The sequence below is a fragment of the Kingella pumchi genome, assembly GCF_022288825.1.
In the GTDB taxonomy this organism is placed as follows: Bacteria; Pseudomonadota; Gammaproteobacteria; order Burkholderiales; family Neisseriaceae; genus Kingella_D; species Kingella_D pumchi.
In genome coordinates this window covers 804-27,324 of the sequence record NZ_JAKOOW010000005.1, presented here as the reverse complement: position 1 = coordinate 27,324, position 26,521 = coordinate 804, and the positions used below count along the sequence as shown (strand labels likewise).

Sequence of the window (26,521 nt, the reverse complement as noted above, 5' to 3'; positions counted from 1 at the left end):
TTTTGGTCTACTCAAAGTGAGCGCACAAAGCCATCTGAAGGCGATGTGTCTGAACCTGTTGAAAGCGGCCAACAGGCTAAGTGTGCCTGTTGCTGCCTAAAAGGCGGCCCGGATGCCTGATTATCGGGTATCAGGGGAGGATTAAGGGGGTATTTGGGTAGAATTAGGAGTGATTGGAGGGGAAATAGCCGAAAACCTGTGTTTGGGTTCCGGCTGTCAGTGAAAAGGTGAAGAGAGGTATTTTGCAAAGGTCTCAAGCAGCCTGAAAACGGCTTTTGCGCTTTCAGGCTGCTTTGGCTTGGAACGGAATATCGAAGCAGAAAAACAGACAGCGGGCTACTGCGGCCAGACCGCAAACAGATGGCGCAGCAGGTCGAAGGCCAGCGTCCACATCAGCGCGCACACCGCCACTTCGAGCAGCTGCCACGCGCGGCGGCTGGCAAACAGCGGCCGCAGCAGGCGCGCGCCGTAGCCCACGCCGTAAAACCACAGCAGCGACACCAGCAGCGAGCCGGCGAGAAACCACCGTTTCTCATCCGCCGCCAGCGGCGCGGCAATGCCGCCGACCAGCACCACGGTATCCAGATAAACGTGCGGATTGAGCAGGGTAATCGCCAGCGTGGCCAGGATAGTTTGTTTCAGGCTGCCGGCGGGCGTTTTATCGTCGTCGGCACTCATCGCCGACTGCCCGCTGAGCGCCGAACGCAGCGAACGGGCGCCGTAGGCCAGCAGAAACAGCGCGCCCAGCAGCGTGAGCAGCGCCGAAAGATGCGGGCTGCCGCCGATCAGCGCGCCCATGCCGAGCACGCCGCAGGAGAGCAACACGACGTCGCAGAGAAAACAGATGGTGGCAACCGAGAAAACGTGCCGTTTGAGCAGCCCTTGTTTGAGTAAAAAGGCATTCTGTCCGCCGATGGCGACAATCAGGCTGCCGGAAACCATTATGCCTTTGAGCAGCATTGAAATCATGGGGTGGTTGGTGTTGTCGTTGTGTTGTTGGGTATTGTTGGCACGGTGGCCGTTTGTTTGGTTCGGACAAGCGTGCCGCGTTTTCAGGCTGCTTGGGGCAAACCTAAGCGGCGGTAGGGTGCGCACGGCGCACCGTTTGTTTGGTTTGGGTATGTTCTGGTGTGCGGTGCGCACCCTACGGCCGGATGAATTAGGGTGGATGTTTTGCCGCCGCCCGTTGAGCTTTATAACTGAATAACTGACCGAAAATTTTTCAGGCTGCTTTGGCAAACCAAGCGGCGGTAGAGTGCGCACTGCGCACCATTTGTTCGGTTTGGGTGTGTTTGGTGCGCGGTGCGTACCCTAGGACCGGGGCAGGTTTGCGCGGCCGCCGCCTGTGTTCGGTTTTATGTGCCGTTTGCGTTTTTCAGGCTGCCTTGCACGGATGCAGGCAGCCTGAAAAGCCTTGGGCGGCGTTTAGGGGTGGTATTCGGGCAGCATGCCGTTGGGCAGCAGCATCCACACATAGCCCTTGTCTTTCATCTTGCCGGCGCTCTGGCCGGCGTTGTCGCCGTAGCCCCAGAAAAAGTCCACGCGCACCGCGCCTTTGATCGCCGAGCCGGTGTCCTGCGCCACAATCAGGCGGTTGAGCCCGCGGCGGGTTTCGGGGTGGATGGTGGCGACAAACAAAGGCGCGCCCAGCGTGATGTAGCGCTTGTCTACCGCGCCGGAAAAACCGCCGGAAAGCGGCACGCCCAGCGCGCCCAGGGGGCCGGAATCGTCGCCCGGCAGCTGGCGGAAAAAGACGTAGCTGGGGTTTTGCGCCAGCACTTCGGAGAGTTTGCCCGGATTGGCGGCCATCCAGCGCTTGATGCCTTGCATCGAAGTCTGCCCCAGCGGCAGATAGCCTTTGTCGGCCATGTAGCGGCCGATGGAGCCGTAGCGGTGTTCGTTTTTGTCGGCAAAGCCCAGGCGCACGAAGCGGCCGTCGGGCGTGCGCAGGCGGCCGGAACCCTGGATGTGCATGAAAAACAGCTCAATCGGGTCGTCGGCGTAGGCCAGCACCGGCGCGCGGTCGTTGATGGCGCCGCTGTTGATTTGGGCGCGGGTGTAATAAGGAACGAAGCGGCTGCCTTCAAACCGGCCTTTCAGGCTGCTGCTGCGCTCGGTAATCGGAAAATCGGCCAGATTGGCGGTGTGGCTGCCGCTCGGGCTGATCTGGCCGCTGCCGCTGCCGGTGGCACGCACGCGCACCACGGCTTTGGAGCCGCGCAGCGACGCGGGCAGCGGCACGCTGACCAAATCGGCGGGCAGGCCGTAAATCGGATAGCGGGCGCGGCCGTTCATGCGGGTGTCGCCGGTGAGCACCGGCTCGTAGTAGCCGGTAACCGTGCCGTCGAGCCGGCCATTGCCGCTTACCTGCCAGGCGGTGAAATAGCGCTCGAAAAACTGCCGCGCTTCGGCGTCGCTGGCGCCGGTGCGCTGCGCCTGGGTGCAGACGGCCGACCACTGCGGTCGCGCGGCGAGCTTGGTGCAGCTTTGGCGGAACGATTTCAGGCTGCCTGAAAAGGGCTGGCTGCTCCATTGCGGCAATTCGGCAAAGGATACCGCGCGGTAAGAAGCGCCGCTACCGGACGGCGCGTGCACGGTACCCGCCGCCTGCGGCCGGCCGGAGGGCACCGCCGCCCCGCCCGGCTGCGCGGGCGTCTGCGGCTGCTGCGGCACGCTACCCGGACGGTGGCGGCCGCCACCGCCGCCGAAACAGCCTGCCAGCAGCAGCGCCGCGGCCGCCGGCAGAAGCAAACGAGTGAATTTCATCGGCATCGCTCCGAAACAAAAGGCGGCGATTATAGCTTAAGAAGCTGTTTGGCAAAAAAGCAGCCTGAAAGGCAGGGTTGCGCTTTCAGCGGCGGTAGGGTGCGCACCGCGCACCAAAACGGTGCCTGCCGTCGTCATGCTCGGCGGGCGGATGTTGCATCTGCCGTTTCAGGTTGCCTTTTGTTCAGGCTGCCTTCGCCGCAGCGGCTGCTGCCGCCGCTTGCTATAATCCGCCGTTTTCCCCACCGCGAGCCGAAGATGAGCACCAAATCCGCCGTTTCCCCGATGATGCAGCAGTATTTCGACATCAAATCGCAGCATCAGGACAAATTGCTGTTTTACCGCATGGGCGACTTTTACGAATTGTTTGTCGACGATGCCGTCGAAGCGGCGAAACTGCTGGACATCACCCTGACCACCCGCGGCCAGGTAAACGGCGAGCCGGTGAAGATGGCGGGCGTGCCGCACCATTCGGTCGAGCAGTATCTGGCGCGGCTGGTGAAGATGGGGCGCAGCGTCGCCATCTGCGAGCAGGTGGGCGAAGTGGGCGCGGGCAAAGGGCCGGTGGCGCGCGAAGTGGTGCGCATCGTTACCCCGGGCACGCTCACCGATTCGGCGCTGCTGGAAGACAAGGAAACCAACCGCACCGCCGCGGTGTTCCGCCACAAAAAATACAAAAACCGCATCGCGCTGGCCTGGGTGTCGCTGCAAAGCGGCGAGTTTAAGGTCAAAACCACCGCGCCGGCGCGGCTGGCCGACGAGCTGGCGCGGCTGCAGGCGGCCGAAGTGCTGGTGCCGGACGATGACGCCGACGCTTTCAGGCTGCCTGAAAACACCCCCGTTACCCGCCTGCACGGCTGGCAATTTGCGCCCGACAGCGGTTTTGCCCTGCTCACCGGTTATTTCGCCAGCCAAGACTTGCGCGGCTTCGGGCTGGAAATGGGGCTGCACGACGATGCTATCGGCGCCGCCGGCGCGCTCTTGAACTACATCCGCCACACCCAAACCCGCCTGCCCAAGCACTTGGACAGCCTGACGCTGGAAACCGAAGCGCAATACATCGGCATGGACGCCGCCACCCGCCGCAATCTCGAAATCACCGCCACGCTCGGCGGCAAAAAAGAGCCGACGCTGTTTTCGGTGCTCGACCGTTGCGCCGGCAATATGGGCAGCCGCCTGCTCGCCCAATGGCTGCACCACCCGCTGCGCGACCGCGGCCGCATCCGCACCCGCCAGGAAGCCGTTGCCGCGCTGCAAAACGACTACGCCGCGCTGCAGGGCAGCCTGAAAAACATTGCCGACATCGAACGCATCGCCGCGCGCATCGCCGTCGGCACCGCCCGCCCGCGCGATTTGTCCGGCCTGCGCGACAGTTTGCTGGCGCTGGACGAGTTAAGGCTGCCTGAAAGCAGTCTTTTAGACACCCTGGCCGATATTTTTCCGCAGGGCAAAACCATTGCCGAGCGTCTTCAGGCTGCCATATTGCCCGAGCCGGCGGTGTGGCTGCGCGAAGGCGGCGTCATCAACCACGGCTTTCACGCCGAGCTCGACGAATTGCGCCGCATCCAAAACCACGGCGACGAATTTCTGCTGGCGCTGGAAGCACGCGAGCGCGAGCGCACCGGCCTTTCTACCCTGAAAGTGGAATTCAACCGCGTGCACGGCTTTTATATCGAGCTGTCCAAAGTTCAGGCTGCCGACGCGCCCGCCGACTACCAGCGCCGCCAAACCCTGAAAAATGCCGAGCGCTTCATCACCCCCGAGCTCAAAGAATTTGAAGACAAAGTCCTAAACGCGCAGGAAAAAGCTCTGGCGCTGGAAAAACGGCTCTACGAAGCGCTGGTGCAGGAACTGCAGGAGCAGCTGCCCCTGCTGCAGCAAAGCGCCAAAGCCGCCGCCGCGCTCGATGTGCTGTGCTGCTTTGCCCGTTTTGCCGTCGAGCACGACTACCGCGCGCCGCAGTTTGTCGATTACCCCTGCATCGAAATCGACAACGGCCGCCATCCGGTGGTCGAAATGCAGGTCGCCCGCTTCACGCCTAACCACACGCGGCTGGACGAGCGCCGCCGCCTGATGCTGATTACCGGCCCCAATATGGGCGGCAAATCCACCTATATGCGCCAAGTCGCCCACATCGTGCTGCTGGCGCACACCGGCAGCTTCATCCCCGCCGACGCCGCCCGCATCGGCCCCGTCGATCAGATTTTCACCCGCATCGGCGCGTCCGACGATCTGGCCGCCAACCGCTCGACCTTTATGGTCGAAATGAGCGAAACCGCCTACATCCTGCGCCACGCCACGGCGCAGTCGCTGGTGCTGATGGACGAAGTCGGCCGCGGCACTTCCACCTTCGACGGCCTGGCGCTGGCGCAGGCCGTTGCCGAACACCTGCTGCAGAAAAACCAGTCCTTCAGCCTGTTTGCCACCCACTATTTCGAGCTGACCCGCCTGCCCGAGCAGCATGCCGCCGCCGTCAATATGCACCTGAGCGCGCTGGAAGAAGGGCAGGACATCGTGTTTTTGCACCATATCGAAGCCGGCCCCGCCGAGAAAAGCTACGGCATCGCCGTCGCCAAACTCGCCGGCCTGCCCGCCGCCGCGCTCAAAGCCGCGCAAAAGCATCTCGAAGCGCTCGAAGCCCAGTCCGGCGCCCAGCGCCCGCAGCTTGATATGTTCGCCCCGCCACCCGCCGCCGAGCAAAGCAGCCTGAAAACCGCCGCTGCCGGCGACAGCACCGCTCCCGCCCATCCCCTGCTGCAGGAAATCGCCGCGCTCAAACCCGACGAACTCACCCCGCGCCAAGCGCTCGATTTGCTCTACCGCCTGCAGCAAAGCGCCGCCGACGAATTTTGCTGACAGCATTCACACAACAAAAAAAGCAGCCTGAAAACCGCAAAACCGGCTTTCAGGCTGCTTTTGGCTTGAGCCTTTTCAGGCTGCCTTGCCGTGGCGGGCAGGCAGCCTGAAAAGTTTGGCAGGCTCAGTATTTGGGCGGCAGTTTGATCACCACCGTGCCGGCCAGCATGTCTTGGATGGTGCGGCGGTTGCCAACGCACAGCTGCACCAGGCAGACCAGCATGGCCAGATTGTTTAGCCAGTTGTCTTGCCAGCCGGTGAGGGCGCTGATAATGCCGCCGGCAATGGCGATGCCGACCCAAAACACAATTTCGCGCAGCAGTACCGCGCCGACAAAGCCGGCATCGCTGCCGTCGGTTTTCACCACTTTCAGGCGGCAGATCATTTTGCCCAGCGACTGGCCGCGGGAGGTCAACAGCGCGGCCTGGACAATGCCCAGCGCAAACAGCAGTACCGCACCCAGCAGCAGTAAGCCGCTGTTTTGCCGGATGACCAGCTCCATATCCAAAACCTGTGATTGTCTGACGACGCTGGCGATGGCAATAATCAGCGGGATCATCGCCAGTATCTGAAACAGTGTATTCAGCAGATAGGCACCGATGCGCCGCAGCGGCGGGGCGATATCGACTTCGACAAACGCTTCGGTTTCGAAGCTCTGCGGGGCGGCATAGGGATCGGGTTTTTCGATATTCACGATTTTCTCCTGAAGTAAGGGACGGCGGGCCTTGATGGCAGCCTGAAAGGGGAGCGATTGTAAACGGCAGACGGAAAATTGTCGCGCTCCGTTTGCCGCGGCGGCAGAAAAAGGCAGCCTGAAAACGGTTTCAGGCTGCCTTTGGCTTTTTCGGACTTTGGGCAGCATTCGGTAAATCAACCGCCGCCCACGTTTGACCAAGATTCCCGCCTACGCGGGGGGCGGTAGGGGTTGTTGTTCCGCATTCTGTCGGAATCCCAAAAAGCAGCCTGAAAAGCGCAAAACCGGCTTTCAGGCTGCTTTGGGTTTAACGCGCGGACGGCTTTCAGGCCGCTTCCAGCAGCGGCGGGATAAAGCGCAGCAGGGTGTCGCGCAGGGGAATCAGTTTGCCGTGGAAAAAGTGGCTGGCTTCGGGCAGCACGATTACCGGCAGGTTTTGCGGCGCCGCCCAGTTAAGCACGTTTTGCAGGGCGACGACTTCGTCGGCGGCGCCGTGCACCAGCAGGGTGTGCTCGGGCTTGGGCGCGCTCGGGGCGGGGGTGCGATCTTTGTAGTGGCCGAGGGCGGCGCCGATAAGCAGCAGCAAATCGGGCTGCACGCGCTCGGCGGCGAGGGTGGCAACATAGCCGCCGAAGGAAAAGCCGGCCAGCACCAGCAGCGGCGCTTCGGGGTGGCGCTGTTTCGCCCATTGGGCCAGCGCGGCCATGTCGTCGCTCTCGCCGGCGCCGTAGTCGTGCTCGCCTTCGCTGTTGCCGGTGCCGCGCGAATTGGGCAGGTAGCAGTGAAAGCCGAGCTGGGCGAGCGCTTTGGCGGCGGTTTGCGCGACTTTGTTGGTAAAGGTGCCGCCCTGCAGCGGGTTGGGATGGTGTACGATGGCAACGCCGCGCGGCGTACCCTGGGCGGGGATGTAGAGATTTTCGATTTGGCCGGCGGGGCAGGCGGCGTGCAGCAGGGTGTAGGGTTGCAGCATGGGAAACTTTCGGGTGGGTGGGTTTGACGGGATGGGCCGCAGGCAGCCTGAAAGGTGCGGCGGGCGGCAAAACGGTTTTCAGGCTGCCTGAAAGCGGCTTGGAAAGCCTTAGCGGCTGCCGTAGCCTTCGGGGTTGTTGCGCTGCCAGTTCCAGCTGTCGCGCATCATGTCGTCGAGACCGTATTGCGCCTGCCAGCCCAATTCGGCGGCGGCGCGGGCGGGGTCGGCGTAGCATTGGGCAATGTCGCCGGCGCGGCGCGGTTTGAGCGCGTAGGGAATGCTGCAGCCGCTGGCGCGCTCGAAGGCGCGTACCACTTCCAGCACCGAATAGCCGCGGCCGGTGCCGAGGTTGTAGGTGTGTACGCCGCTGCGGCCGGCTTTGGCTTCGAGCGCCTTCAGGTGGCCGCGGGCGAGATCGACAACGTGGATGTAGTCGCGCACGCCGGTGCCGTCGGGCGTGGGGTAGTCGCTGCCGAATACCGACAATTCGGGCAGCGTGCCGGCGGCGACTCGGCAGATATAGGGCAGCAGATTGTTGGGGATGCCTTTGGGGTCTTCGCCGATGCGCCCGCCGGGGTGGGCGCCGATGGGGTTGAAATAGCGCAGCAGCACGGCGCTCCAGCGCGCATCGGCGGCGGCCAGATCGCGCAGCACGGTTTCGATGATGTGCTTGGACGTGCCGTAGGGATTGGTGGTGGCGCCGGTGGGCATGGTTTCGTCGATCGGTACCCGCGCCGGATTGCCGTACACGGTGGCCGACGAGCTGAACACGATCGAAAACACGCCGGCGGCGGCCATTTCTTCAAACAAAACCAGGCTGCCGGAGACGTTGTTGTCGTAATACTCGAGCGGTTTTTGTACGCTCTCGCCCACTGCTTTGAGCGCGGCAAAGTGGATCACGCTGTCGATTTGCTGCTCGGCAAACACGCGGCGCAGCAGGGCGCGGTCGCGGATGTCGCCCTGGTAAAACGGCGCGCGGCGGCCGCTGATTTCGGCGATGCGCTCCAGCACTGCTGGCGAGGAGTTGCTGAAGTTGTCGAGCAGGACGGTGTAGTGGCCGGCGGCCAGCAGTTCGACGGCGGTATGCGAGCCGATAAAGCCGGCGGCGCCGGTAATCAGAATATTCATGGTTTGCTCGTTTGTTGGGACGGGTTGGGGTTTTAGGCAGCCTGAAAGGGTAGAAAACCGCTTGGCTTTCAGGCTGCCTGCAGCAGCACCACGGCCTGCGCTTCGATGGCTTCGCAGCGGCCGAGATAGCCGAGGGTTTCGTTGGTTTTGCCTTTGATATTGACGCAGGAAACCGGCAGCGCCAGGTCGGCGGCGATATTGGCGCGCATGGCGGCGATGTGCGGCGCGAGTTTGGGGCGCTGGGCGATGATGGTGCAGTCGGCATTGACCGCCTGCCAGCCGGCTTGGCGCACGGCGGCGTAGGCGCGGCGCAAAAGCTCGCGGCTGTCGGCGCCGGCAAATTCGGCGGCGGTGTCGGGGAAGTGGCTGCCGATGTCGCCCAGGCCGGCGGCGCCGAGCAGGGCGTCGGTGAGCGCGTGTAAGAGGGCGTCGGCGTCGGAATGGCCGAGCAGGCCGGTTTCGTGGGGGATATGCACGCCGCCGAGTATCAGCGGGCGGCCTGTAGTCAGGCGGTGGACGTCGTAGCCTTGTCCGATGCGGATATTCATAAGGGCTTTCAAAACGGGTTAAAACGGGGAGACGCTCTGGCCGCGGCCGATCCAGATTTTGTTGGCTTCGGCGATGGCCTGCGGGTCGCGCAATACGCCGGTGCCGAACCACACCAGCGCCTGATTGTCGCGGTTGCAGATGCGCTGCTCGCCTTTGCTATCCTGCCATTGCGCGCACCACAGGGTGGCGCCGGCGGCGGTTTGGCCGGCGCCGCGCTGCCATTGGCCGCGGTGGGCGGCAAGCCAGTTTTGCCAGCCGGCGCGGCGTTTTTCGCCGGCGTTGAGCGGCTTGGGAATCTGCGGCCGGCCGGCGCCGTCACGGTACACCACCAGCTGCAGCGACTGTACGGCGAAGTTTTGCGGCAGCGGGCTTTGGCAGGCGGCCAGCGCCAGCAGCAGGGGCAGCGGCGGGATTTTCACGGCATTCCTTTCGGCTTCGTTCGGCAAAGGCGGCATTATAGCCGCAAGCGGCGGCGGGGCGTGCTATCGGCGGGATTGGCGGCAGTTGGGGCGGCGGCAACAAAAAGCAGCCTGAAAACGGAATTTGGTTTTCAGGCTGCCTTGGTGCCGTTTAAAACCCTTTTGCCCGCAGGCGCGGTAGGGCGGGCAGCAGGCTGCGGTCGGCAGGGTTGGCGAGAAACGGCGCGAGCAGGCGGCGCAATTCGGGCGGCGCGCCCTTACCGTGGCGCTCGGCAAGAAAATAGTCGGCCACCATATCGGCCTGCTGCTCCATATTGAACTGGCAGAAACGGCGGTTTTCGCCCAGCAGATGGCGGTAGCGGTAGGCGGCGCGTTGGCGGTAGCCGCCCGAGAGCGCCAGCAGCAGGCCGGCCAGGCGCACCGGATAGCCCAAGCGGTGCTGCCAAACGTGCACGCATTCGTGGACAAACAGCGCCTGCATGGTGGGCGGTTGCTGCGAAAAATCGGTGCAATACAGCCCGCCGCCGCGCTTGGGCTGCGGGAAATACAGCGCGCCGTTGGGCGCCATCGCGGTGGCGGCAGCCTGAAAGGGCAGGTAGCGGCGGCGGTAAATCCGCAAGCGGTTGCAGTCGATTACGCCGCCGAACAGCGGCTCGATCAGCGCGCGCTCGCCGGCGGTGGGCAGGCGCGGGGCGGGAAAGGGGAACAAGGGCATGGTGGGGAGTGTGGCGAAAAGTGTTTAGATTATATGGATTTCCCGGCATCTGGTGGCGTGTCGTGCAAAAAAGCAGCCTGAAAACCGCAAAAAGGGTTTTCAGGCTGCTTGGGCGCGGCGCTTATTTGAGCAGCCGCAGGGTAAAGGGATAGCGGTAGGCGACACCTTCGCGCGCTTTCAAGCCGGCGAGAATGCACAGCACAAAATTAACAACCAGAATCATCGGAACAAGGAGAATACCGATAAAAACCACCATTAGCACACCGGCAATACACAGGGCGATGATAACGGTAATCTGAAAATTCAGCGCTTCTTTGGCCTGGTCGGCAACAAAGCCTTTTTGCGGCTGGTCTTTGCTGATCATCCAGATAATCAGCGGCGCGATAAAGCCGAAAACAATGCTCAGCAGATGCGCGAGCATCGCCAGATTGGCATCGTCGGCGGATACGGCGGCGGATGCGGTGTTTTGCGCGGCGGCGCGCGCGGCATCTTCGGCGATAACCCGCTCGGCGGCTTCGCCGGCCGCTTGGGCTTGGGCGGCCAGGCTTTGCGAATCGGGCTGTTCGGATTCTTTATTGAGATTCAAATCGCTCATGGTGTTTTCCTCGGTGCGGGATCAATGAAAAATGAAAGTGTGGCGGACTATAACTGTGCTGCGCCGCCGTTTCAACTGTTTCAGCAGCCGGCAGGCAAATGTTTTCAGGCTGCCGGATGGGGGATGCGGCAAGCGGGTGCTTAAAAGCAGCCTGAAACGGCAAAAACCGTTTCAGGCTGCTTGGGCAAAACGTTTTCAGGCTGCCTGCAAGCGTCGCCAAACGGCAAGGGTAGGGCGCTTAGGCAAAATCGGCGGATGCCCAGCCGCCGGCGGGGCGGGGGGCTTCGGCGGGCGTTTCGGCGGCGGGCGGCGTGGTTTCGCGGATGTCGGTAAACACCATGTTTGCGCCGGTAGTCTCTTCGGTGCTTGGGGCGGCGGCGCTTTCAGGCTGCCAGTTTGACGGCTGCGGCGCATCGGGGATGGCGGCGGCAAAGTCTTCGTCGTTATACAGGCCGGCGGCTTGGACGCTGTCGATATAGCCGCGGTCGTTCAGGCGGATGTGGCGGAACAGCCAGCCGTCGAGGCTGTTGAGCAGTTCGTCTTTGATGTCTTCGCCGGCGAGCAGGCGGCCTTGGTATTCCATCAGCTTGTTGGCGAAATTCTGGTGCACGCGGCGGTGCGGCTCGGTTAGCGCGTAGCCCGAGCGCTCCATCATGGTTTCTTCGTAGTCAAAATGGTTCATCGAGCAGCTGATAAGGTCAAAAAGCACTTTGCCGATGTCTTCGCAGCTGGCGCCGCTTTTTTCAAATGCGTCGTTCAATTCGTTGATGTATAAAACCATTTGCTGGTGTTGTTTGTCGATTTCGCCAAAGCCGGTGTTCAGGTCGGCGGTCCAGAAAATGTGAGCCATGTTGTTCCTTCGTTGCTGTGTTGGTGCGGGCATGATTGCGGGCGCAGCATCTGCAGCATTTTCAGTTCCAATTTTCAGGCTGCCGGGCGCCGCGCTGGCTTGGTTTGACTTTTCTCAAACAATTTTTCGGCGGCGGCGGGGCTTCTTCACTATAATCGCTCCCTTTTTGCCATCTGCCCGCGCCTGCGCCATGAATATTTTTTACGAAGAAGGCGGCAAATTCAAAGCCGCCGCCGTTATCCAGAAGTCCGACGCCACCTATCAGGCGCAAACCCAGCACGGCAAGCGCGCCAAAATCAAAGCCGCCAACGTCTTTGCCGAGTTTGACGGCGATATGGCTGATTTTCTCGAGCGCGCCCAGGAAGAAGCGACGCAAATCGACACCGATCTCTTGTGGGAAAGCTGCGGCGGCGACGAATTTACCGCCGAGCACGCCGCCGCCGAATATTTCGGCGCGGGCTACGGCAAGGTGCAGCTGGCGGCAACGCTGATGGCGCTGTATGCCGCGCCCGCCTATTTCTACAAAAAAAGCAAAGGCGTGTTTAAGGCTGCGCCGGCCGACGTTTTGCAGCAGGCGCTGGCCGCCATCGAGCGCAAAAAGCAGCAGGAAGCGCAGATTGCCGCCTGGTCGCAAGAGTTGCAGGAAGGCAGCCTGCCCGAGGGCGTGGCCGCCGAGTTGAAACAGATTCTGTATGCGCCCGACAAGCAGTCGCCCGCCTACAAAGCGTTCACCCAGGCGGCCGATGCGCTGAAAACCGATGCCTACGGGCTGGCGCGGCGCACCGGCGGCATTGCGTCGCTGCCGCAGTATCTGTACGAAGGTTTTGCCTTCGCCCATTTTCCAAACGGCACTGCCGCACCGCAGATTCCGCTGCCGCCGCTGCCCGAATTGCCGCTGGCCGCGGGCATCAGCGCCTTTTCGATTGACGACGACGACACCACCGAAGTGGACGATGCCCTGTCGCTGCAGGATTTGGGCGACGGCCGCCGCCGCGTCGGCATCCACATCGCCGCGCCCACACTGGCGCTGGCTGCAGGCAGCGATATCGAAAAACTGGTTGCCGCGCGCCAAAGCACGGTTTACTACCCGGGCGGCAAAATCACCATGCTGCCGGACAACTGGATTGCCGCTTTTAGTTTGGACGAAGGCCATATCCGCCCCGCTTTCAGCATTTATTTCGACATCTCCCCCGATTTTCAGGCTGCCTATGCCGGCAGCCGTATCGAGCGCGTGGCCATCGGCTGCAATCTGCGTATCCAGGCCATCGAGCCGCTGTTTAACAGCGAAACCGGCACCAGCGCTGCCGAAGCTGCGGCCGGCTCCTTTCCCCACCATGCCGATCTGGCCTACCTTTTCACGCTGGCGCAGGAATTGCAAAAGCAGCGCGACCGTTTTGAAGAAAACACCGTCAAACGCTACGACTACAGCGTGCGGCTGCAGGAAGACGGCCGCGTAGCCGTGGCCAAGCGCGAGCGCGGTTCGCCCATCGACACCCTAGTCAGCGAAATGATGATACTGGCCAACAGCACTTGGGCGAAAATGCTCGACGAGCACGATCTGCCCGCCATTTTCCGCGTTCAGGCTGCCGGCGGGCGGGTGCGGATGTCCACCCGCAGCGAAGCGCACACCGGCATGAATCTGAGCCACTACGGCTGGTTCACATCGCCGCTGCGCCGCGCCGCCGACTGCATCAACCAGCAGCAGCTCGCTTCCCTGCTGCTGCCCGACACTGCCCCGCGCTATGCCGACAACCGCGACGGCCTGTTTGCCGCCGTCGGCGCCTTTGAGAGCGCCCACGCCGCCTACCGCGAGTTTCAGGACACCATGGAAGCCTATTGGTCGCTGGTTTATCTCGAACAGCAGCAAATCCGCGAAGTGCGCGCCCAAGTGCTCCGGGAAGATTTGGTGCGTGTGGACGGCCTGCCGCTGGTGGCGCGCGCTACCGGCATCCCGCTGGAAATCGCCCCGCGCAGCACGATTCAGGCTGCTATCAGCGCGCTGGACGCGGAAAAACAGCATCTGGCGCTGCGTTATTTGAACGTTGTTCCCGCCGTTGATCAGGCAGCCTGAAAACCGCTTTCAGGCTGCCGGCGCCCGTGCCATAATGGCCGCCCGACCTAACCCTTGCGAAAGGAAAAACCATGCTTACCGTACTTGCCCGCTTCCAAGTCAAAGCCGGCCAGGCCGCGCGCTTTCAAGAGTTGTGCGCCGATCTGATCGCCGCCACCCGTCAGGAAAAAGGCTGCGTGTCCTACGAGCTGTTTCAAGACAAAGCCGACGGCAACAAATTCAGCTTTATCGAATTTTGGCAAACCCAAGCCGATTTGGACGCCCATTCCGCATCTGCACACTTCACCCGCATCGTGCCGCAGCTGGTCGATATCAGCGACGAAGTAACGGTGCAGACCTTTGAAAAAGTCGCCTAAAGCCAAAGGCAAAAGCAGCCTGAAAACGCCAATCGTGTTTTCAGGCTGCTTTTTCAGGCAGCCTGAAACCTGGCGAAACCATACCGGCGGGCGCTTTGGCGCTTATTTTGCCGCGCCGAGTTTTCAGGCAGCCTGAAAGCGCTATAATCATTGCCTTGTAACACAGTGTAGTTTTCCCCCAACCCATTACAGGAGAAACCCTATGAGCACCCGTACCGAACACGACACCATGGGCAATGTAGAAGTGCCGTCTGAAGCCTACTGGGGCGCGCAAACCCAGCGCAGCCGCCAGAATTTCAAAATCGGCGGCGAAACCCTGCCGCAGCCGATGATTCACGCGATGGCGCTGGTGAAAAAAGCCGCCGCGCACACCAATGCCGCGCTCGGCCGCATCAAACAGGAGCAGGCGGATTTGATTGTTCAGGCTGCCGATGATGTGCTTGCGGGCAAGCTCGACGGCCAATTCCCGCTGGTGGTATGGCAAACCGGTTCGGGCACGCAGTCCAATATGAACATGAACGAAGTCTTGGCCAACCGCGCCAACGAAATCGCAGGCACTGGCTTGGCGGCGTACCAACCCGTGCATCCCAACGACCATGTGAACCACGCGCAATCGACCAACGACAGCTTCCCCACCGCCATCCACGTCGCCGCCGCGATTGAAATCAACCGCCTGCTGATTCCCGCCGTCAAAGCCCTGCGCGACACGCTGGACAAAAAAGCCCAAGCCTTCGCCCCCATCGTCAAAATCGGCCGCACCCACCTGCAAGACGCCACGCCGCTGACTTTGGGCCAGGAATTTTCCGGCTACGTTTCCCAGCTTGACCACGGTCTCGACCGCCTGCAAGACGCGCTCAAAGGCCTGTACGAACTGCCCTTGGGCGGTACCGCCGTCGGCACAGGTTTGAACAGCCACCCCGAATACGCCGCCAAAGCCGCCGCACGTTTGGCCGAACTTTCCGGTTTGCCGTTTGTAACCGCGCCGAACAAATTTGAAGCCCTTGCCGGACGCGACGCCGCCGTGTACGCCTCGGGCGCACTCAAAACCCTTGCCGCCAGCCTGAACAAAATCGCCAACGACATCCGCTGGCTCGCCTCCGGCCCGCGCTGCGGCCTGGGCGAAATCAAAATCCCCGAAAACGAGCCTGGCTCGTCCATCATGCCCGGCAAAGTCAACCCCACCCAATGCGAAGCCATGACCATGGTGTGCTGCCAAGTGTTCGGCAACGACGTCGCCATCGGCATGGCGGGCGCCTCGGGCAATTTTGAGCTCAACGTTTACATGCCCATGATTGCGTATAACCTCTTGCAATCCGTGCGCCTCTTGGGCGACGCCTGCAACAGCTTCAACGAAAACTGCGCCGTCGGCATCGAGCCCGTGCCCGAAAAAATCGACTACTTCCTGCACCACTCGCTGATGCTCGTTACCGCGCTCAACCGCAAAATCGGCTACGAAAACGCCGCCAAAGTCGCCAAAACCGCCTACAAAAACGACAAATCCCTGCGCGAAACTGCCATCGAGCTGGGTTTGCTGACTGGAGAAGAGTTTGACCAACTGGTCGTGCCTGCGGATATGGTTGCACCGCGTTAAGCTGTTTTCGCTTTGATGCAGTAAAAGGCAGCCTGAAAACCTTGCAAACGGGGTTTCAGGCTGCTTTTCGTTTTTCAGGCTGCCTTGACGGCGTGCCGTGCCGTCAGTACATTTCAAGCCGTCTGCCGCTGCGGTTGCGGCCGTGTGCGGGCAGCCTGAAAAGTCCCAGAAAACATCCAGGAGAAAAACCATGTTGAAAGCCGCTGTTGCTTTGGCGCTGGCTGCCGTTGTGAGCGCCGCCGCTGCCGATAATCCGCCTGAGCGCAAGTCTGCCGCCGATGTGCTGAAGGAGGCGCCGGCGGATGCGTGGCGCAGTATCGACCAGCGCAATCTGGTGTATATCACGCTGAAAAACGGCAATCGGGTGGTGATCGAGCTGGCGGAAGATTTTGCGCCGCGCCATGCCGAGCAGATCCGGCTGCTGGCGGCCGGCCGCTTTTTCGACGGCTTGAGCGTGTACCGCGTGCAGGATAATTTTGTTGCCCAGTTTGGCGATGCCGATGGCGACAACCCGGCCAAGCGGCGCAAACTGCCGCGCCATGCCGCCGCCAAGCTGGCGCCGGAGTTTGCCCGCCCGCTGGCGGGGTTGAATTTCGTACCGTTGGAAGACAAAGAGCCGGCGGCGTTATCTGACCAAATCGGTTATGCCGGCAGCTTTCCGGTGGCGGTGAAAGACGGCGAGGCGTGGATTCCGCATTGCTACGGCATGGTCGGCGCGGCGCGCAACAACGAGCCGGACAGTTCGACCGCCAGCGAGCTGTATGTGGTAATCGGCCAGCCGGCGCGCAATCTCGACCGCCAGATTACCGTGGTCGGCCGCGTGGTGGCGGGCATCGAGCATCTGGCGGCGCTGCCGCGCGGCAATCCGAATAATCTGGGCTTTTACGACAAAGCCGCACAGCGGGTGCCGATTCTGAGCCTGCGGCTGGGCAGCGAGTTACCCAAGTCGCAGCAGACTGACTACCAAACCCTGCGCACCGACAGCCCAAGTTTCAAAGACTTGGAAGCGTCGCGCAAACGCATGGACGGCGAATGGTATGCCCGCGAAACGCCGGATTATCAGGGCGTGTGCGATTTGCGTGCATCGGTTCGGGTGAATCCGGCATCGTTAAAAACCGCTGCCGCGGCCAAAGCCAAAGCGCCGGCTAAAGCGGGTAAGGCGAAGAAATAGCTTGCCGGTTATTGGTTTTCAGGCTGCCTGCGGGCGGCCTGTTGTGCGTTTGGGCAGCCTGAAAAGCGTTGAACTGGGCTTTCAGGCTCCCTTTTGCGGTTTATGGTAAAATCGCGCGTTTTCAGCTTTTTCGGAACGCCGCAATATGAGCGCCAACGACCACCAGTTTGCCAAAGAGACCATCGCCGTCAGCCTAGAAGACGAAATGCGCCAGTCCTATCTCGATTACGCGATGAGCGTGATTGTGGGGCGCGCGCTGCCCGATGTGCGCGACGGTCTCAAACCCGTGCACCGCCGCGTGCTCTACGCTATGCACGAGTTGAAAAACAACTGGAACAGCGCCTATAAAAAGTCCGCCCGCGTGGTCGGCGATGTGATCGGTAAATACCACCCGCACGGCGATTTTGCGGTGTATATGACCATCGTGCGCATGGCGCAGCCCTTTTCCCTGCGCTATATGTTTGTCGACGGGCAGGGCAACTTCGGCTCGGTGGACGGCGACAATCCGGCGGCGATGCGTTACACCGAAATCCGCATGGCGAAAATCGCCCACGAAATGCTGGCGGACATCGAAGAAGAAACGGTTAATTTCGGCCCCAACTACGACGGCAGTGAAAGCGAGCCGCTGATTCTGCCGGCGCGCATCCCCGCGCTGCTGGTAAACGGCTCCGAAGGCATCGCGGTGGGCATGGCCACCAATATTCCGCCGCACAATCTGAATGATACGGTTGATGCCTGCCTGAAACTGCTGGCCGAACCGGATACCGATATTGATGAGTTGATCGACATCGTCAAAGCCCCCGACTTCCCCACCGGCGCCACCATCTACGGCTTGTCCGGCGTGCGCGAAGGCTACCGCAGCGGCCGCGGCCGCGTAGTGATGCGGGCGAAAACCCATATCGAGCCCATCGGCAAAAACGGCGAGCGCGAAGCGATTATCGTCGATGAAATCCCCTATCAGGTAAACAAAGCCAAGCTGGTGGAAAAAATCGGCGAGCTGGTGCGCGATAAAGTATTGGAAGGCATCAGCGAATTGCGCGACGAATCGGACAAATCCGGTATGCGCGTGGTGATCGAGCTGAAACGCAACGAAAACGCCGAAGTGGTATTGAACCAGCTCTACAAACTCACCCAGCTGCAAGACAGCTTCGGCATCAATATGGTGGCGCTGGTGGACGGCCAGCCGCGCCTGCTTAATCTGAAACAAATCCTGAGCGAATTTCTGCGCCACCGCCGCGAAGTCGTTACCCGCCGCACGCTCTACCGCCTGAAAAAAGCCCGCCACGAAGGCCATATTGCCGAAGGCAAGGCGGTGGCGCTGTCGAATATCGATGAAATGATCCAGCTGATCAAAGAATCCGCGGACGCGCCCGAAGCCAAAGCCAGGCTACTGGCGCGGCCGTGGCAGTCCGGCCTGGTGGGCGAAATGCTCTCGCGCACCGATTTGGACATGCAGATGGCGCGCCCCGAAGGGCTGCCTGAAAATCTCGGCCTGCGCGGCGACGGCTACCATCTGAGCGAATTGCAGGCCGACGCCATCCTGCGCATGAGCCTGCGCAACCTGACCGGTCTCGACCAAGACACCATCGTTGCCGACTACAAAACCATCATGGCGCAAATCATCGACTTTATCGACATTCTCGCCAAACCCGAACGCATCACCCAAATCATCCGCGAAGAGCTGGAAGAAACCAAAAACAATTTCGGCGACGAACGCCGCAGCGAAATCAACCCCTTCGGCGGCGACATTGCCGACGAGGACCTGATTCCGCCGCGCGAAATGGTGGTTACGCTCACCCACGGCGGCTACATCAAAACCCAGCCGACCACCGACTACCAAGCCCAGCGGCGCGGCGGGCGCGGCAAACAGGCCGCCGCCACCAAAGACGAAGACTTTATCGAAAGCCTGTTTGTCGCCAACACCCACGATTACCTGATGTGCTTCACCAGCTTCGGCCGCTGCCATTGGATTAAGGTGTACAAGCTGCCCGAAGGCGGCCGCAACAGCCGCGGGCGCCCGATTAACAACGTTATCCAGCTCGAAGAAAACGAAAAAGTCAGCGCCATTCTTGCCGTGCGCGATTTCCCCGAAGACCAGTACGTCTTCTTCGCCACCGCGCAGGGCATGGTGAAAAAAGTCCAGCTTTCCGCCTTTAAAAACGTGCGCAGCCAGGGCATCAAAGCCATCGCCATGAAAGAAGGCGACAGTCTGGTGGGCGTAGCCAAAACCGGCGGCGCCGACGACATCATGCTGTTTTCCAATCTCGGCAAGGCCATCCGCTTCAACGAATACTGGGAGCGCAGCAGCGAGCACGACGATGCCGAAAGCGACGAAACCGAGCTTTCAGGCAGCCTGAACGACGGCGACGAAGAAAGCGGCGACAGCGACGGCGCCCCCGTCAGCGGCAAACACGGCGTGCGCCCGAGCGGACGCGGCAGCGGCGGCATGCGCGGCATGCGGCTGCCTGAAAACGGCCGCATCGTCAGCCTGATTACCTTCGCCCCCGAAGCCGAAGAGAGCGAATTGCAGGTGCTCACCGCCACCGCCAACGGCTACGGCAAACGCACCCCGATTGCCGGCTACCCGCGCAAAAACAAAGGCGGCCAAGGCAATATCGCCATCAATACCGGCGAGCGAAATGGCGATCTGGTTGCCGCCACGCTGGTGCGCGATTCCGACGATCTGATGCTGATTACCAGCGGCGGCGTGCTGATCCGCACCAAAGTCGAACAAATCCGCGAAACCAGCCGCACCGCCGCCGGCGTCAAGCTGATCAATCTCGACGACGGTGAACAGCTGGTCAGCCTGGAGCCGGTGGCCGAAGAAGAAAACGTCGAAGACGATGCCACCGAAACTGCGGGCGAAAGCACCGCCGGCGAAGTCCCCGCCGCAGCGGACGACACCGCAGCGGAATAAAACCGCCGCACAAGAAAGGCAGCCTGAAAATGCCAAAGCGAGTTTTCAGGCTGCCTTTGTATCGTGGTTTTCAGGCAGCCTGAAAGCCCGAATGGTTGCAGTCTGTCGCGCTTACAGTCAAAACGCTTGACGGCCTGCGCCAAACCGCGTATATTCCGCCTTCTTCAGACGCGGGGTGGAGCAGCATGGTAGCTCGTCGGGCTCATAACCCGAAGGTCGTAGGTTCGAATCCTGCCCCCGCAACCAAATACCAAACCGTCTCAAATTGAGACGGTTTTTTCGTGCGCGCCGTTGCGGCAATGGCGGTTTGGCGGCGCTTACACTATAATTCCGCTTTTTTTCCGTCCGGCAAAAATATGTCCGCCCCACATCCCGACGCCGTCATCATCCACGGCACCACCAGCAACGGCAAAGTGTTCCGCCCCAGCGACTGGGCGGAGCGTTTGTGCGGCATCCTGTCGTCGTTCAACAAAGACCACCGCCTGTCCTACCATGAATGGGTGCATCCCGTGCTGCTGGACAAAATCCGCTGCGTGGTCATCGACGCCAAGCTGCAGGAAATCAATCCCAGCATGTTCCGCTTTCTGATGGATTTTGCCGCCGACAACGACTTGCGCGTGCTCGACGGCAAAACCCTGCAGGCCGAGCAGCAGGGCGGTGCGGCGCCGCTGCAACAGGCAGTACCGGACAGCAAAACCGCCTATGCCAGCGGCCAGCTGCGCGAAATCGCCGCCGACAACACCGCCGCCGCCTATGCCGCCCTGAGCGTGCTGCGGCCGATGATCGGCAGCGTCGAGCAGTTTGTCGCGCAGGTAAACGGGGTGCAGCGCGGCGAAGGCTACCGCCTGATCGGCATTTTTGAAGCCGGCAAAAACAGCGCGGTGGCAGTATGCGGTTTTCGCGAACGCACCAATCTGGTCAGCGGCCGCCACATCCATATCGACGATCTGGTTACCCTGCCTGAAAGCCGCAAACGTGGCTACGCCGGCCGCCTGCTCGACGAAGTGCAGCGCATTGCCGCCGAGCAGGGCATCGGCCAGATGCAGGTGGACAGCAGCGTCGGCGGCGAGCGCGCCAACGCCCACCGCGTTTACTTCCAGCACGGCTTTGAAATCGACGCCTACCATTTTGTCTGCCCGATTGTGCCGCAGAAGAAAGAGTCCTAAAGTCTGAACCATCCCAGCAAAAAGCAGCCTGAAAACCGCCAATCCGGTTTTCAGGCTGCTTTGGCTTTCAGTGCTGTAGGTTGGGTCGAGACCCAACAATACGGTCAGATTCCTTGTCAATGTTGGGTTTGGCAACCCAAGCTACCTGCTTTCAGGCTGCCTGAAAGCCAAAGGCAGCCTGAAAGGGGTTTAGTCGAAGCGGTGGATGTATTTCACTTCGCCGCCGGAGCTTTCGGTGCCGCCGCGGATGACTGCCTGGAAAGAGCGGCTGAACTGGTACACCAGTTTCACCGACTGGCTGGCGGTGCCCAGCCCGACTTCGTAGCCGAGATAAAGGTTTTGGGTGAGCTGTTTGCCGAAGGTCAGGATTTGCTGGGCAGGGTTCATTTCGCCGGTTTGGGCGTTGCGGGTTTGGCGGCTGGTCAGCCCGAAGTCGTCCACCAGACCGATTTTGTCGTTGACGCGGCCGGCGAGCCAGGCGCTGGCGGCGGTGGCAAGCGCGGCTTCGTCGGCGCTGCTGCCGCTGCTGCCGCGGTTGAGAATCAGCCAGGAGAGCTTGTCTTTTTCGCTCATCGCTTCGTTGGCAACCAGGCTTACGCGCGGTTTGTCGAGACTGCCGAGCACTTCCACGCCGGCGCCCACCGGCGAATTGCGGCGTTCGGCGCGGATGTTGAGCGTGGGTTTGTCGAGCGGACCGACGAAGGAAACCACGCCTTTTTTAATCACCAAGTCCTGGCCGTAGGCTTTGTAGCGGCCTTTGATTACGTTGACGCTGCCGACCGCCTGCATTTTGCTGCCGGGGCGGGCGCTGATGTTGAGTTTGCCGCCGAGGGTAACGTTCAGGCCGCTGCCGCTGAAGCGGAAGGCATCGTTGAGGTCGAAAACGAGGTTGAGGTTCATCGGGAAGGCGGTGGCGGGCGGTTTTTCCGCTTCGCCGAGAATAACGACGTCGTCATCCAGCTCGGGCATGCTGCTTTCTTGGAAGCCGAAGCGGCCTTCGTCGGTTTTCAGGCTGCCGTCGAGGGTGAACAGGCTACCGTCGTAGCCGGCATCGGCGCTGCCGCTGACGGTCAGGCGGCGCGAGGGTTTGTCGAGCAGGCGGTAGCGGTCGAAAACGACTTTGGCTTTTACGTCGGTTTTGCCTTCGGTAAGGCCGGCGCTGCCGGTGAGGGTTACGGTGCCGCCGTTGCGGAAGGTGAGCGAGTCGATAATCCAGCGCATGCCCTGCAGGCGGGATTGCAGTTTGCCGTCGGCCAGCACCACGCCGACGTCGCGGTTGCGGTAGAACAGGTCTTCGCCGGTAATGGTGCCGTCGAATTTGGGGTCGTTGAGCCGGCCGCTGATGCGGGCTTCGCCTTTCAGGCTGCCGCGGATGGTCTGGCCGGCGGGCAGCAGGTTGCGCAGGGTTTGCAGCTCTTGGGCGTCAAGCCGCACGGCGCCCTGTATCGGCGCTTCGACAAAGCGGCCGCCGCCGAATACCTGCAGGATGTCGAATTCGCCAGCGGCTTTGCCGTAGCGGGTGTCGCCGCTGAAGCGGCTGCGGATGCCGCCGGCGGTAAGATTGGTGTTGAGCACGAAGTTGCTGAGATTAAGCGCCTGTTTGCGTTTGGTGGGCAGGGTAATGTCGCCACCCTGCTGTTTGATGTTGAGATAGCCGTTGGGGCTTTGGCTGTAGCTCAAATCCCAGTTGCCGGCGAGCACCAGATTGTGCTCGACCGGCGGGGTGTAGAAATTGTGCAGTTCGGCAAAATGAAGGTTGTCGGCGCTGCCTTTGGCGGAAAGGCCGCTTTTTTTGTCCCACACGAAGCGTTCCAGATTCAGGCTGCCGCCGAGTGCGCGCCAGCGGGCGCTGCTGAGGGAAACGCGCTCTTTGCCGGCTTCGAGCGTGAGCGGGTTTTGCAGGCTCAGATTAAGGGCGCCGGAAGTGTTGAGGGTGCCGACGCTGCCGTGCCACTGGTTTTGCTCGTTCAGCCCGCCGTCGGCCGCCAGCTGGGCTTTGAGCGGTTTGCCGTCGATTTTCAGGCTGCCTGTGCCGCGGATGTTGTGGCGGCGCAGCGTACCTTTTAAGGTCAGGTCGACTTGGTCGATGTCGGTGCTGCCGGCCAGGATGTTTTGGCCTTTGAGATCGATGTCGAGCGGGCGCTGCGGGTCGGGCGAGCCGTGCAGCCTGAAATCGACGCGACCGATTTGCACGGCGCCCGGCACTTTCAGGCTGCGTGCCTGGCCATCGAGAGCGGCATCGATTTTCGTCCAGCCGTTGTCGGTGCTGGTGAGCGTGCCTTTGGCGTTGAGCAGCCCTTCGAGGCCGAAACCGAATTGGGCGAGATTGGGCGCGTCGATGTTCAGGCGCAGCACGCTGCCGCGGCGGCCGAAGCTGCCTTTGGTGTCGATCAGGTTGCTGCCCAGCCGTACCGACAAATCGGCACGGCTCAAATAGCCTTGTTCGTAAGAGACTTTGCCGCCGCCGCTGAGATTGGCGCCGGAAAGCTGCGACGAGGCGAACTGCAGGTCGCTGTGGAAAACCTGGTCGGCGATTCTGCCGTCGAGTTTGATGCTGCCGTTGATGTTGCCGGCCGGCCAGGCGGCATCGATTTTGGCTGGGTTGAAACGCTCGCTGCGCAGCTGCGCCTGCAGGGCATGTTCTTTAAACAGCGCCAGGCTGCCTGAAAGCTGCAGGCTGCCGCCGTCTTTGGGCGCGATGCGGCCATTTTCGATGATAACGGTGCGTTGGCGGTTTTTGGTGTCAGTGGCGAGCTTGACATTGCCGGTGCTGTCGGTATTCCACGCATTGAGCTGCCATTTGGCCTGCGGTTCGGCAAAACTGCCGCTAAAGGCGATGTTGCCGTTGAGTGTGCCGGCCAGCGGGGTGGTGAGCAGGTCGGCGGCAGTAAGGCTGCTGAGACGGGTATTGAGTTTGAGCCGCTCTTTTTCGGTATCGACGGTGCCGGCCAGCGAGATTTTGCCGTTTTTAATCAGGGCAAGATCGGCGGCGGCAACGTCGATCAGACCGTTTTGGTCGATGGTAAAGTTGGCGGTCAGTTCCTGCACCGGAATGCCGTTGTTGTCGATGGCGGCGGGTTTGCTGTTGAGCAGGCTGATGTCGCCGTCGAGCGCAATATTGCCGCCGCCGGTGCGCGGCAGCACCGATGCCTTGAAGGTGAGATTGGCCGCGGGCAGGCCGGCCATAAAGGCTTTGGGATTGATGTTGCTGCCTTCGAGTTTGATGTGGCCGATCATGTCGCCCAAGTCGTCGGCAAACGGCTTGACGCGGGTATCGGCATGCAGCGAGACGTCTTTGCCGATGATGTGGGTGTTCAGAACGGTGTTTTCGAGGGTGCCGGAGAGCAGCAGGTGGTTGTCGATGGCGATACCTTCGAGTTCGCCTTTGGAATCGAGCGTGCCCTGCAGGGCGAAAGGCGAGTCGGCGGTGAGCGAGAAGCGCCCCTGGTTGTCGGCCCACGGCGTTTTCAGGCTGGGAATGTCGAGCAGGTGTTCGAGATGGTTGTAGTGATAACCGGCCTGCAGGCCGCCGAGGATTTCGCTGTGCTTTTTGCCGATGGTGATTTTGCCGGCGCGGATGCTGTCGATGTCGATGCTCAGCGGCAGATTGAGGTTTTCAGGCAGCCTGAAAGGTTCTTTTGATTCGGGTTTGGGCGGCGTGGGTTTGGTTTGGATGTCGATGTCGCCCGCTTCGATGCGGCTGATGTGCAGATGGCGCTGCCAGAGTTCGTTTGGCTTCCACGCGAATACGGCGCGGCTGACGGCAACGTCCGCCCCTTCGGTCTGCACGGTCAGACCGTCGGCCTGAAAGCCGCCCCATACCGTGCCCTGCAGTTTTTCGGCACGGATGCCGACGCCGAACCACGACGGAATCTTGAACGCGGCAAACCGCAGGCCGGAATGGCTGCCGAGCAGCCAGACCAGGGCGGCGGCCAGCACCGCCACCAACAGCAGCAAAGTGAGCGCCAAGCGCCGCAGCCAGCGGCGTTTGCGCGGCGGCGCAGCGGTTTTGGCGGGCGGCGGATTGTTCGGAGTTTCGTCGGTCATAACGGGCAGTGCGGCTGGCGAAAAGGGCGGATTATATAGGTAAACGCCGCCGGCCGCGCGTTTGCACGGCAGCCTGAAAAGCATGAGGCAGCCTGAAAAATGTTTTCAGGCTGCCTTGGGCGTCGCACCTGCCAATAAGGCCGGCTGCTGCGGCAAGAAGCGGTATTGACGTTTCAGGCAGCCTGAAAAGACGGGCATGGGGTGGGCGCTTTGACTATAATGCCGCCCCGACCGTTTGATAGCGATTGCCGAAAGCAGCCTGAAATGACCCGCCAGAAAACCGAAAAACACCACGCCAAACACCGTAACCGCGTCCGCATTATCGGCGGCAGCTGCCGCGGCAGGCAGCTTGTTTTCGCCGATGCCGCCGGCCTGCGCCCGACTGCCGACAGCGTGCGCGAGCGGCTGTTTAACTGGCTGGGACAGGATTTGAGTGGCCTTGCGGTGCTGGATTTGTTTGCCGGCAGCGGGGCGCTGGGTTTTGAGGCGGCATCGCGAAACGCACAATCGGTCTGTCTATGCGAAATCCATGCGCAGACGGCTGCCGCATTGCAGCGTCAGGCGCAGGAGTTCGGCCTGCAGGATCGCTTGCGGGTAGTCAGGCAGGATGCGCTGCCGTTTCTGCAGCAAAGCAGCCTGAAATTTGATGTCGTGTTTCTTGACCCGCCTTTCGGCTGGGAAAAATGGCCGGAACTCTTTAAGGCTTTGGAAAACCGCCTGGCTGATCAGGCTGCGGTCTATATTGAAGCCGAGGCGCTGCCACCGCTGCCGCCGTATTTGGAAGTCCGCCGCGAGGGCAGGGCGGGCAAAAGCGTGTTTGTGCTGGCAAGGCAGCCTGAAATCGGAAATTGAATACATTTAATAAACATTCTCAAGCACTTAAGTGTAAAAAAATCTGAAATTTTCAAATTAAAGCGTGCTATAATGCCGCGCTTTTTAATTTGTTTGCGTGAGATTGTTGAAATGTCTCTATTTATTACCGATGAATGCATCAACTGCGACGTGTGCGAGCCGGAATGCCCGAACGATGCTATTTCGCAGGGGGAGGAAATTTACGAAATCGATCCCAATCTGTGCACGCAGTGCGTCGGCCATTACGACGAGCCGCAATGCCAGCAGGTCTGCCCCGTGGACTGCATTCTGATTGACGAAGAAAACCCCGAAACACACGAAGAATTGATGGCGAAATACGAAAGAATCATTACATTCCATCGCTAAATGTGTTAAATCGGCATGGTTTAAATTTTTATTAAAAATATTGTGTTGTCATTAACGGTGCTCGGTGGGGTTAAAATGCCCTTGACGGGCGCTGCTTGAAGCGGATATATTCCGCTTTCTCTTTGGTGGGATTCCCGAGCGGTCAAAGGGGGCAGACTGTAAATCTGTTGCGTGAGCTTCGAAGGTTCGAATCCTTCTCCCACCACCACTGGTTTCATTTTGGAGTGGTTAAATAAGCGGGTGTAGCTCAATGGTAGAGCAGAAGCCTTCCAAGCTTACGGTGAGGGTTCGATTCCCTTCACCCGCTCCAAATAATTTAGGCCCATGTAGCTCAGGGGTAGAGCACTCCCTTGGTAAGGGAGAGGTCGGCAGTTCAATTCTGCCTATGGGCACCATCTAATTTTTTCCCTTATTTTTAATTTTAGTGATACAGGAAATTTGC

The 26,521-nt window shown here is 60.9% G+C and carries 20 protein-coding genes and 4 tRNA genes; 13 read left to right on the top strand and 11 right to left on the bottom strand.

Annotated elements, in window-relative coordinates; translation table 11 throughout:
- Positions 1 to 336: 336 nt before the first annotated feature.
- The gene (locus tag MB824_RS01395; RefSeq protein ID WP_238745225.1) at positions 337 to 1,095 is read right to left on the bottom strand and encodes a LysE/ArgO family amino acid transporter; all 759 of its coding nucleotides are present in this window, start codon (positions 1,093 to 1,095) and stop codon (positions 337 to 339) included.
- A 330-nt stretch (positions 1,096 to 1,425) separates the two neighbouring features.
- Positions 1,426 to 2,772: a murein transglycosylase A gene (gene mltA / locus MB824_RS01390; RefSeq protein ID WP_238745223.1), complete on the bottom strand. Its 1,347-nt coding sequence runs from the start codon at positions 2,770 to 2,772 to the stop codon at positions 1,426 to 1,428.
- 252 nt (positions 2,773 to 3,024) lie between these two features.
- Between mltA and mutS the strand changes: the two genes are divergently transcribed.
- Positions 3,025 to 5,622 carry a DNA mismatch repair protein MutS gene (gene mutS / locus MB824_RS01385; protein WP_238745221.1) on the top strand — a complete coding sequence of 866 codons (2,598 nt, stop codon included), beginning with the start codon at positions 3,025 to 3,027 and terminating at the stop codon, positions 5,620 to 5,622.
- Positions 5,623 to 5,746: 124 nt separating this feature from the next.
- Here mutS and MB824_RS01380 read toward each other — a convergent pair whose 3' ends face one another.
- From MB824_RS01380 to MB824_RS01345, 8 genes are all read right to left on the bottom strand, one after another.
- Complete coding sequence (locus tag MB824_RS01380) at positions 5,747 to 6,316, bottom strand: RDD family protein (RefSeq protein ID WP_238745219.1); 570 nt, start codon at positions 6,314 to 6,316, stop codon at positions 5,747 to 5,749.
- Between the two features lie 325 nt (positions 6,317 to 6,641).
- Complete coding sequence (locus MB824_RS01375) at positions 6,642 to 7,286, bottom strand: alpha/beta hydrolase (protein ID WP_238745217.1); 645 nt, start codon at positions 7,284 to 7,286, stop codon at positions 6,642 to 6,644.
- A gap of 108 nt (positions 7,287 to 7,394) precedes the next feature.
- Positions 7,395 to 8,414 (bottom strand): UDP-glucose 4-epimerase GalE, encoded by a 1,020-nt coding sequence (gene galE, locus MB824_RS01370; protein WP_238745215.1) that lies wholly within the window; start codon positions 8,412 to 8,414, stop codon positions 7,395 to 7,397.
- Positions 8,415 to 8,482: 68 nt separating this feature from the next.
- On the bottom strand, positions 8,483 to 8,962 hold the full coding sequence (ispF, locus tag MB824_RS01365; RefSeq protein ID WP_238745213.1) for a 2-C-methyl-D-erythritol 2,4-cyclodiphosphate synthase: 480 nt from the start codon (positions 8,960 to 8,962) through the stop codon (positions 8,483 to 8,485).
- Positions 8,963 to 8,980: 18 nt separating this feature from the next.
- The gene (locus MB824_RS01360) at positions 8,981 to 9,382 is read right to left on the bottom strand and encodes a hypothetical protein (protein WP_238745211.1); all 402 of its coding nucleotides are present in this window, start codon (positions 9,380 to 9,382) and stop codon (positions 8,981 to 8,983) included.
- A 151-nt stretch (positions 9,383 to 9,533) separates the two neighbouring features.
- Entirely contained in the window at positions 9,534 to 10,097 is a 564-nt protein-coding gene (locus MB824_RS01355) for a type IV secretion protein Rhs (RefSeq protein ID WP_238745209.1), read from the bottom strand.
- A 121-nt stretch (positions 10,098 to 10,218) separates the two neighbouring features.
- A complete protein-coding gene (locus MB824_RS01350) occupies positions 10,219 to 10,692 on the bottom strand; it encodes a DUF4870 domain-containing protein (protein WP_238745207.1) in 474 nt (157 codons plus the stop codon).
- 238 nt (positions 10,693 to 10,930) lie between these two features.
- On the bottom strand, positions 10,931 to 11,542 hold the full coding sequence (locus tag MB824_RS01345) for a bacteriohemerythrin (protein ID WP_238745205.1): 612 nt from the start codon (positions 11,540 to 11,542) through the stop codon (positions 10,931 to 10,933).
- 190 nt (positions 11,543 to 11,732) lie between these two features.
- Between MB824_RS01345 and MB824_RS01340 the strand changes: the two genes are divergently transcribed.
- The 7 genes from MB824_RS01340 (at position 11,733) to MB824_RS01310 (ending at position 20,814) form a co-directional block, all read left to right on the top strand.
- Positions 11,733 to 13,613, top strand: coding sequence for a ribonuclease catalytic domain-containing protein (locus MB824_RS01340; protein WP_238745203.1), 1,881 nt, complete (start codon positions 11,733 to 11,735; stop codon positions 13,611 to 13,613).
- 71 nt (positions 13,614 to 13,684) lie between these two features.
- Positions 13,685 to 13,969, top strand: coding sequence for a putative quinol monooxygenase (locus MB824_RS01335; RefSeq protein WP_238745201.1), 285 nt, complete (start codon positions 13,685 to 13,687; stop codon positions 13,967 to 13,969).
- A 202-nt stretch (positions 13,970 to 14,171) separates the two neighbouring features.
- A complete protein-coding gene (gene fumC / locus MB824_RS01330; protein WP_238745199.1) occupies positions 14,172 to 15,560 on the top strand; it encodes a class II fumarate hydratase in 1,389 nt (462 codons plus the stop codon).
- A 190-nt stretch (positions 15,561 to 15,750) separates the two neighbouring features.
- The gene (locus MB824_RS01325) at positions 15,751 to 16,731 is read left to right on the top strand and encodes a peptidylprolyl isomerase (RefSeq protein ID WP_238745197.1); all 981 of its coding nucleotides are present in this window, start codon (positions 15,751 to 15,753) and stop codon (positions 16,729 to 16,731) included.
- Between the two features lie 145 nt (positions 16,732 to 16,876).
- A complete protein-coding gene (gyrA, locus tag MB824_RS01320) occupies positions 16,877 to 19,648 on the top strand; it encodes a DNA gyrase subunit A (RefSeq protein ID WP_238745195.1) in 2,772 nt (923 codons plus the stop codon).
- Between the two features lie 169 nt (positions 19,649 to 19,817).
- Positions 19,818 to 19,894 (top strand) — tRNA-Met (locus MB824_RS01315).
- Positions 19,895 to 20,004: 110 nt separating this feature from the next.
- A complete protein-coding gene (locus MB824_RS01310) occupies positions 20,005 to 20,814 on the top strand; it encodes a GNAT family N-acetyltransferase (RefSeq protein WP_238745193.1) in 810 nt (269 codons plus the stop codon).
- A gap of 189 nt (positions 20,815 to 21,003) precedes the next feature.
- Here the strand turns inward: MB824_RS01310 and MB824_RS01305 are convergent, their stop codons facing one another.
- Positions 21,004 to 24,861 (bottom strand): translocation/assembly module TamB domain-containing protein, encoded by a 3,858-nt coding sequence (locus tag MB824_RS01305; protein ID WP_238745191.1) that lies wholly within the window; start codon positions 24,859 to 24,861, stop codon positions 21,004 to 21,006.
- Between the two features lie 264 nt (positions 24,862 to 25,125).
- Between MB824_RS01305 and rsmD the strand changes: the two genes are divergently transcribed.
- The 5 genes from rsmD to MB824_RS01280 all read left to right on the top strand — a co-directional run bounded on the left by rsmD (position 25,126) and on the right by MB824_RS01280 (position 26,474).
- Positions 25,126 to 25,713: a 16S rRNA (guanine(966)-N(2))-methyltransferase RsmD gene (gene rsmD, locus MB824_RS01300; protein ID WP_238745189.1), complete on the top strand. Its 588-nt coding sequence runs from the start codon at positions 25,126 to 25,128 to the stop codon at positions 25,711 to 25,713.
- A 111-nt stretch (positions 25,714 to 25,824) separates the two neighbouring features.
- Positions 25,825 to 26,079 carry a YfhL family 4Fe-4S dicluster ferredoxin gene (locus MB824_RS01295; RefSeq protein WP_238745187.1) on the top strand — a complete coding sequence of 85 codons (255 nt, stop codon included), beginning with the start codon at positions 25,825 to 25,827 and terminating at the stop codon, positions 26,077 to 26,079.
- Positions 26,080 to 26,203: 124 nt separating this feature from the next.
- A tRNA-Tyr gene (locus tag MB824_RS01290) sits at positions 26,204 to 26,287 on the top strand.
- A gap of 28 nt (positions 26,288 to 26,315) precedes the next feature.
- Positions 26,316 to 26,389, top strand: a tRNA-Gly gene (locus MB824_RS01285).
- Positions 26,390 to 26,399: 10 nt separating this feature from the next.
- Positions 26,400 to 26,474 (top strand) — tRNA-Thr (locus MB824_RS01280).
- The last annotated feature ends 47 nt before the right edge of the window (positions 26,475 to 26,521 follow it).